Origin of the sequence: Vagococcus salmoninarum, assembly GCF_003987495.1 — a bacterium.
GTDB lineage: Bacteria > Bacillota > Bacilli > Lactobacillales > Vagococcaceae > Vagococcus_D > Vagococcus_D salmoninarum.
This window is the reverse complement of the sequence record NZ_NGJU01000037.1, coordinates 1-7950: the sequence shown is the minus strand read 5'-3', so window position 1 is coordinate 7950 and position 7950 is coordinate 1. Positions and strand designations below refer to the sequence as shown.

At 36.9% G+C, this 7950-nt stretch carries 8 protein-coding genes; 3 read left to right on the top strand and 5 right to left on the bottom strand.

Annotated features, from left to right (window positions below; all coding sequences use genetic code 11):
* Positions 1–250: 250 nt before the first annotated feature.
* Entirely contained in the window at positions 251–1219 is a 969-nt protein-coding gene (locus CBF35_RS14725; RefSeq protein WP_126782570.1) for a ribose-phosphate diphosphokinase, read from the bottom strand.
* A gap of 281 nt (positions 1220–1500) precedes the next feature.
* Here CBF35_RS14725 and CBF35_RS14720 point away from each other — a divergent pair, with 281 nt between their 5' ends.
* The gene (locus CBF35_RS14720; RefSeq protein WP_126782567.1) at positions 1501–2952 is read left to right on the top strand and encodes an ABC transporter substrate-binding protein/permease; all 1452 of its coding nucleotides are present in this window, start codon (positions 1501–1503) and stop codon (positions 2950–2952) included.
* The gene (locus CBF35_RS14715; RefSeq protein ID WP_126782565.1) at positions 2945–3667 is read left to right on the top strand and encodes an amino acid ABC transporter ATP-binding protein; all 723 of its coding nucleotides are present in this window, start codon (positions 2945–2947) and stop codon (positions 3665–3667) included. The genes CBF35_RS14720 and CBF35_RS14715 overlap by 8 nt, the downstream gene beginning before the upstream one ends.
* Before the next feature lie 60 nt (positions 3668–3727).
* On the opposite strand, the gene CBF35_RS14710 is transcribed toward CBF35_RS14715, so the two are convergent.
* The 3 genes from CBF35_RS14710 to CBF35_RS14700 are packed head-to-tail and all read right to left on the bottom strand — an operon-like array spanning position 3728 to position 6591.
* Positions 3728–4387: an ABC transporter ATP-binding protein gene (locus CBF35_RS14710; RefSeq protein ID WP_126782563.1), complete on the bottom strand. Its 660-nt coding sequence runs from the start codon at positions 4385–4387 to the stop codon at positions 3728–3730.
* A gap of 1 nt (position 4388) precedes the next feature.
* Complete coding sequence (locus tag CBF35_RS14705; RefSeq protein ID WP_126782561.1) at positions 4389–5627, bottom strand: ABC transporter permease; 1239 nt, start codon at positions 5625–5627, stop codon at positions 4389–4391.
* The gene (locus CBF35_RS14700) at positions 5587–6591 is read right to left on the bottom strand and encodes an ABC transporter permease (protein ID WP_126782559.1); all 1005 of its coding nucleotides are present in this window, start codon (positions 6589–6591) and stop codon (positions 5587–5589) included. Before CBF35_RS14700 ends, CBF35_RS14705 begins: the two co-directional genes overlap by 41 nt.
* Positions 6592–6758: 167 nt before the next feature.
* Here CBF35_RS14700 and ypfJ point away from each other — a divergent pair, with 167 nt between their 5' ends.
* Positions 6759–7658, top strand: coding sequence for a KPN_02809 family neutral zinc metallopeptidase (gene ypfJ, locus CBF35_RS14695; protein ID WP_126782557.1), 900 nt, complete (start codon positions 6759–6761; stop codon positions 7656–7658).
* Between the two features lie 119 nt (positions 7659–7777).
* Here ypfJ and CBF35_RS15155 read toward each other — a convergent pair.
* The coding region (locus tag CBF35_RS15155; protein WP_148112177.1) for an IS3 family transposase at positions 7778–7950 on the bottom strand (173 nt) is incomplete at its 5' end.

The following is a 7950-nucleotide window of genomic DNA, read 5'->3' as shown; positions in this document are numbered from 1 at the left end:
TTTAAACACCGCATTCTAATCAGTTTTAAAGTGACACAAAAAAGCAACTTCACCATTTCTGATGAAGCTGCCTAAGTAACTATTTATTCGACTAAATTTTAGCCATCCACACAATTTGACGTAGAGCAAAAAAAAGACAATCCCACAAGATTGTCTTTTCTATTATTTATTTAATTAGTTACATCTCTTAGCAAAAAAACATTTTTGATTTTAACTATCAAAATTTAAGACTAAAAGTTCGATCTATTATCTACTTCTCATCATATCCAAACAAAGGACTCATTGCTTTATTTTCATGAATTCGTTTTAAGCCATCAGCCATTAATTCTGAAGCTGTGACGATTTCTAAATTAGGCATCTCTTTTTCAGGTGGTAAATAAATTGAGTCAGTGACACAAATTTGTTCTAAGTCTATTTGACTTAATAATTCAACTGCATTATCACTAAATAATCCATGGGACGCACACATATAGACTTTTTTAGCTCCTGCTTCTAAGATAACTTTAGCTGCCGTACCGATTGTTTCTCCTGTATTGATCATATCATCAACAATCACACACGTTTTACCTTTAACGTCACCGATGACATAACCTTCTCGTTCTACTTCATCACGAGAACTTTGGTCAACAATTGCTAATGAGGCATCTAAATACTTTGCTAAGACCCGAGCTCGTGTCACACCACTGTTTTTAGGCGAGACAACAACTACACCTTCACCTTGAATATTTAAGTCTTGATAATGTTTGGCGAATAAAGGCATCGTAAATAAGTTATCAACTGGAATATCAAAGAAGCCTTGTAGTTGAACTGTATGTAGATCTAAAGTCAACACTCGTGTTGCTCCGGCTTTTTCAATTAAATCAGCCACTAGTTTAGCTGTGATAGGCTCCCGAGGTTTAGCCGTTCGGTCTTGACGTGCGTAACCAAAGTAAGGCATGACGACGTTAATTGTTTTAGCACTTGCACGTTTTAAGGCATCAATCATAATTAACAATTCCAATAAGTGATCATTTACTGGGTAACTTGTTGATTGAATCACATAAACCTCATCACCACGAATACTTTCTTCTATATTCATCGTCATTTCGCCATCACTAAATCGTTGGACACTACTTTTTCCTAATTCCACCCCAACACTTTTGGCAATTTTTTCCGCCAATGGTTTGTTTGAGTTTAAACTAAAAATTTTTAAACATGAATCTTTGTAAGAATTCGACATAACGTCCTCCAATATTGTAAATTAGATACCTGATTTCTATCTATATAACTACATTCTAACAAATTTTAACTAAAATATCATCTCTGATAAAGATAATTCAAGTAAATCCCCCTTAATTTAAGGGCTGATTTGCAAAAGCGCCTCTGATTTTATGTATATTACCGCTTTTTTATGTATATTTTGCACCTTATAGACTTTTATTCATTTTATTATTGTATATTAATTCATTTTGTTGTATACTATTGATTATGTTACTAATTAAACAAACGAGGAGCTTTCATATGAAGAAAAAAGTCACTTTAGCGCTATCTGCTATTATCATTTTCACAAACTTATTATTCCCGATGATTGGTCAAGCGGAAGCCACTGACCCTGTCTTAGAGAAAATCCAAAAATCCGGTAAACTAGTTATTGGTTTATCAGCTGATTATCCCCCTTACGAGTTTCATGCTACCGTTAACGGTAAAGATCAAGTCGTTGGCGCTGACATTTCCATGGGCGAGAAAATTGCTGAAGACTTAGGTGTTAAACTAGTTGTGGAAGAATTAGGTTTTGACGCCTTGTTAGGAGCACTGAATACCGGCAAAATCGATTTAATTATTTCCGGTATGTCACCAACACCTGACCGTCAAAAAGAAGTTAATTTTTCTGACTCTTATATTACAATTAATCAACGGGTTGTCGTTAGAAAATCTGACAAAGATAAATACACTGATGCAAAGGCTTTTGACGGCTTAAAAGTCGCTGCTCAAAAACAATCGACCCAAGAAGAATTAGCTCAGACAGAATTAACTGGTTCTGAAGTTGTCTCATTACCAAAAGTAACGGACATTGTCTTAAATTTACAAAATAAAAAAGTTGATGGTGCCGTGATTGAAGGTCCAGTAGCTGAAGCTTATGTGGCCCAAAATCCTGCTCTCGCTTTAACAGATATTGATTTTGAAAATGGTCAAGCGGATATGGCAATTGCCATGTCGAAGGAAGCTCCTGCTTTACAAACAAAAGTCAACGAAACGGTTAAAGACATCCAAGACAACAACTTAATGGAAGTCTATAAAGAAGAAGCTGGCAAATTAATGTTCAATGAAGAAAGCTTTCTTAAAAAGTATGGTTTCAACTACGTTAAAGGGGCAGGTTACACGATTTTATTAGCCTTTGTTGGAGTTTTAGCTGGGGCTGTTCTAGGAACTGTCTTAGCATTAATGAAACTTTCAAAAACAAAAGTGTTTAAATGGCTATCAATTATTTACATCGAATATGTCAGAGGAACGCCTTTATTAGTTCAAATTTTCTTAGTTTACTTCGGTTCTGCTGCCTTAAACTTAAACATCAATGCCTTAACCGCTGGTTGCTTAGCCCTCGCTTTAAATAGTGGTGCTTATGTGGCAGAAATTATTCGAGCCGGCATTAACGCTGTTAACAAAGGCCAGTTAGAAGCTGCCCGTTCCTTAGGAATGAATCAAGGTGAAGCGATGAAATTTATTATTTTACCACAAGCGATTAAAAATATTTTACCAGCTTTAGCTAATGAATTTGTCACAGTTATCAAAGAATCATCTGTGGTTTCAGTAATTGGTGTGTCAGAATTAATGTTCCAAGCAGGTGTGGTTCAAGGGGCAAGCTTCAAGCCTTTCTTACCAATTGTTTTAGTTTCAGTGGTATACTTTATTTTAACATTTACCCTTTCTCGTATTATTGGGGTAGCTGAAAGGAGAATGAGTACAAGTGATTAATATTAAAAATTTACATAAAAGTTTCGATAAAAATGAGGTTTTAAAAGGCATTGATTTTACAATTAATAGTGGCGAAGTCGTCGTTATTATTGGTCCTTCTGGTAGTGGTAAAAGTACTTTTCTTCGTTGTTTAAACCTCCTTGAAGAACCAACAAGTGGCACGATTACTTTTGAAGAAACTGATTTAACAGCCAAAGAAACTGACATTAACCAGCTTCGTCAAAAAATGGGCATGGTCTTTCAGAACTTTAACCTGTTCCCTCATAAAACAGTCTTAGAAAACTTAACTATTAGCCCGATTCAAGTCAAGAAAGAAAGTAAAGCCGTGGCTGAACAAAAAGCCAATGACTTACTAGAACAAGTTGGCTTAAGTGATAAGCGAGATAGTTTCCCAAACAGTTTATCTGGTGGTCAACAACAACGGGTTGCCATCGCTCGAGCTTTAGCAATGAATCCTGACGTCATGTTATTCGATGAACCAACTTCTGCCTTAGATCCTGAAATGGTTGGCGAAGTCTTAAGTGTTATGAAATCTTTAGCTGATTCAGGTATGACGATGGCAATTGTCACTCATGAAATGGGCTTTGCCAAAGAAGTCGCTGACCGGGTCATCTTTATGGATGCTGGTGTGATTCAAGAAACAGGGACTCCTGAAGAAATTTTTAATCACCCCCAGAACCCTCGGACCCAAGATTTCTTGAGTAAAGTATTATAAAATAATAAACTAAATTTCTTAAAAAAGACGGCTGAATCCTACAATGATTCAGCTGTCTTTTTATTTTTCAATGATTTGGTGCTTTTCAATAACGTAATTCCGATGACAACTTTTAGCTATCTCCTTATTATGTGTGGCAATCACAACCGTCACCCCTGTTTGATTTACGGCTTTAAAAACTGCCATAATCTCCGCTTCCCTCTCTTCATCTAATGCTCCTGTTGGCTCATCTGCTAAAATAATTGCCGGTTCTTTAATTAAAGCTCTGGCAATACTTACTCGTTGGGCTTCACCACCTGATAAGTGACGTGGCATTTTTTTTAATAAGTCATTAATGCCTAATTTTTCAGTTATTGCCATCACTCGTTCTTGTCTAGCCTGCTTAGCTATTTTTTGACAGACTAAAGGCAGCTCAATATTAGCTTGGACATTCTTCTCAGCAATTAAACCATAGTTTTGAAAAACAAAACCAATCTCATCCCGTCGTCGCTGGGCTAATGCTAGTTGATTTTGATAATTGATTGCTCCTTCTTTAAAGAAATACGTTCCAGCTGTTGGTCGTTCTAGTAGCCCTAAAATATTTAAAAGGGTCGACTTCCCTGAACCACTACGGCCCATCAAACTAATAAATTCCCCTTGATAAATGTCCAGTTTTAATTCTTTAAAAATTTCCCGATCTCGATAGCACTGATTCAACTGTCTTAATTCAACAATTTTCATTTCATTCCTCCCTAATAGCGGAAATAAGCGACACGTTCTTGATTGAATACCAAACTATCAAACTTTCCCAACTTAGCAAGACTATCAATAAACCACCTGCTAAAACGAGTGGTAACTGACCATGTAAGCCATAATTAACTCCTAAAGCAATTAGTAAACACCAAGAATTCTCAATCAATAATTTTTTGCTGTAACTGTAATAAAGCTCTCTATAAGTTAGGCCTTGAGAGATGTAGATTGCCAGTGTTTTCCGTGAATTAGCAATCTGATTAATCAAGGTCATCGTTGTCGAAATCAGTGAAATGATTAAGAGCATGACGGCCATTCCCCACAGTTTTTGACCTAACTGGCGACCTGTTAAGCCCCAAATATTCAATTGCCATGTATGCCCGCCAATTAGACGATAAGGCAATAAATTTAATTTATTAGAAAGCTCATTCATTTCCAACTGTAACCTTTGAGTTGATTTAGGGCTAATTAAGAAGCCTGCCGTTTCTGCAATTGCCGTCAGAAATGTGTGACCAGGGCTCAACATCATGCCACCGGCTTTTAATTCTGACAAGTAATAAGCTGGAATTATCAACTTATCATCTAAGCTTTCCAAGTCAAAAGAGTTATTAAAATACGTGTTTTCCGGTAACACCCCAACGACTTCCCCTAAGATTAGTTGCTCTTTCCATAAAAAGGTCAACTGCCTCCCCAGGGTTAATTCCTCTGAAAAATCAAAACCAGCTACTAAAGGAATGGCTTCTTGAATTGAAAAAGCATAATCACTCGCTTCTAAGACTCGGCCTGTGATCGCTTCAAGCTTAAAGTGGGAAAAGAATTCCTGACCTACTTCTAGGCCAGAAAATTCACTACTGAGGATTTCAGCCAGTTCCGGGTCTGTCACCCCTTTGGCTACTGATAATTCTCTAGGTAAGCTTTCCTCAATAAACAAGTGCTGACGATTCACAATCACATATGTCTCAGCGATTTCTTTAAGACCTTCTCTAAAGCTTGCTAAACGGCTAATGCTGTCACTTTCACCTCTTAAACGAGCTTCATCACCGCCAAAGTACTCATCAACTACCCAATAAACATTTTGACTACGACGACTAAGTTCTGTCACTTGCTGATTTGTTTGATTGACTAAAGTAACCATCATAATTAAACAAATAATCGCGACAGCTTTTTGAAACAACACTAACCGTTGAAAGTTATTTTTTTCCTCTAAGGAGAGCTTGAGAGCCGGTTTCATGCCTTTTCCCTCCTTTTCTCATACTTTGGTAAGTTAAAAGACTACTAATCATTAAGACTAAGAGCCATAAAAGCAGACCACTTAGACTTAAATGGCGATAACGTCCTAAGTTAACGAAATTAAAAAAGACAAAAACTAAAGAAATTAACCAACTGATTAAGACTAAGAGCGTATTTTCAACTAAAAATTCACGGTATAAACGCGATTTTTCGTAGCCGAAACTTTGTTTATAGTACCACTCTGACTGCTTTTTAATCACAAGACCTTGAACTGTCGTGACAAGACTTAGTAATAACATGCTTAACAAGCCAATAGTGATAATTAGTTGCTGATTCCTTGAATCTACGAGATTAAACAAAGTAACATTGCTTAAATTATCGTACATTACATCCCCCCACAAATCCTGATCTTCAACAAACTCTCGATTAGCCTCTTCATTGGGACTATCTACAATGTATCTTTTTACTTCTTGATCTAATAAGCTTTGGGTTAAAGGCATGAAAACTGCTCGATCTAAGCGACTTGGGAAATCGTAGCCAATTTTACCAATGACTAACACCTCTTGACCATGAACATCAACAACTTCCTGATTATTAAGAGTCCTTTTCACAGGAATCTCATTGCCGACAACGGCATAATTTTTACTTTCGGCAATTTCTTGGGAAGTGAAAAAACGCCCGGATAATAAATTAGGGCTTTGATAAGTACCAGTAAATAATAATCCCCGTAAATCATAATCGCTGGTAACTAAGGCATATAATGTAGTTGCCCCAGGTAAGTTTTGACTAATTTTTGGTAGCTCGATCTCACTTTGATCAGTCCAAAATTGCAGACTTTCTGAATAATAAAAATTATTACTTAATTTCTCCAACTCATTTATTTGTTGGGAATAACTTAAAATGCTAGCTAGTCCTAAAGTAAATAAGCAACAGCTGATAAGCATGGCGATTCTTAATTGCTTCATAAGACCTCCTTTTCACGGCTTACTTTTCCTAATAGCCCTCTAATTCCTTCTCAAAGTTATTTAATTGCCTCACTACCATTCATAAAACTACCTCCTATCACGATATTCTTGTATAATAACAGTAGAATATAAGTTGGTAATGATAAAAAAACATTGGGGTGTTTATTATGAAATGGCGTGGAGATAAGCAAAGTCAACGGGTTGAAGATCGGACGGGGCAAACGAGTGGCGGTGGTAGTAGCTTTGGGTCTGGTGGGTTATTAAAAGGTGGTGGTATTGGGACTATCGTTATTTTAGCACTCGTCTTTTTTATGAGCGGCGGCGATTTATCAGCGGTCTTAAATACATTAGAACCAAGTACGAATCAAACAAGAACTTTATCGCAAATGCAAACACCGGAACATGAAGAACGAAAAGAGTTTGTTTCCGTAGTTTTTGCTCATTTAGAAGATTACTGGGACACAGCTTTTGAAGCTGAAGGCTGGCAATATCAGCAGCCACAGATGGTTTTATTTGCTGGCAGTGTCCAAACAGCTTGTGGCTCAGCTAACTCAGCTGTGGGCCCCTTCTACTGTCCTGGCGATGAGAAAGTTTACTTAGACTTATCTTTTATGGATGAGCTAGCTAATAAATTTAAAGCGACTGGGGATTTTGCCATGGCCTATGTTGTGGCCCATGAGGTCGGGCATCACGTCCAACAGCAACTGGGGATTTCCAAAGAAATGCAACGTTTACGAGGGCAATTAACTGAAAAAGAATACAATAAATATCAAGTTCGCATGGAATTACAAGCAGATTACTATGCTGGGGTTTGGACGAAATACATTCAAGGGAAAACAATTAATGGTGAACCCATTTTAGAAACTGGCGATGTTGAAGAAGCATTAGTGGCGGCTAATAGTATTGGTGATGATACGTTGCAAAAACAATTTCAAGGCTTTGTTGTACCTGATAGTTTTACCCATGGAACGTCTCAGCAACGGAAAAATTGGTTTTATCGTGGCTTTGAATACGGTGACTTCAAGCACGGCGATACTTTCGGCGCTAGGGATCTAGATTTAAATTAAGTTTAATTGTTATAGTGATAGTTTAATTATACTCCTTCGCCTGTTCGTTAAAAGTTTCCAGAACAAAAAAAGACTGAAAATGGGACTGAACCCTTAAAATGAGACAGTAATAAAAACACCTATGCGGTTGCTTGTTTTCGATAATCTATCGGAGATAAGTAACCATATTTTTGTTGAATTCTCTTTTCATTATAATACTTGATGAAATTTTGTACAGTTTCGATTACACTAGTAGTAGAGCATCCAAGCTCTGACTGTATTGAGAACGTTTCAGACTTTAGAGTGGAATGAA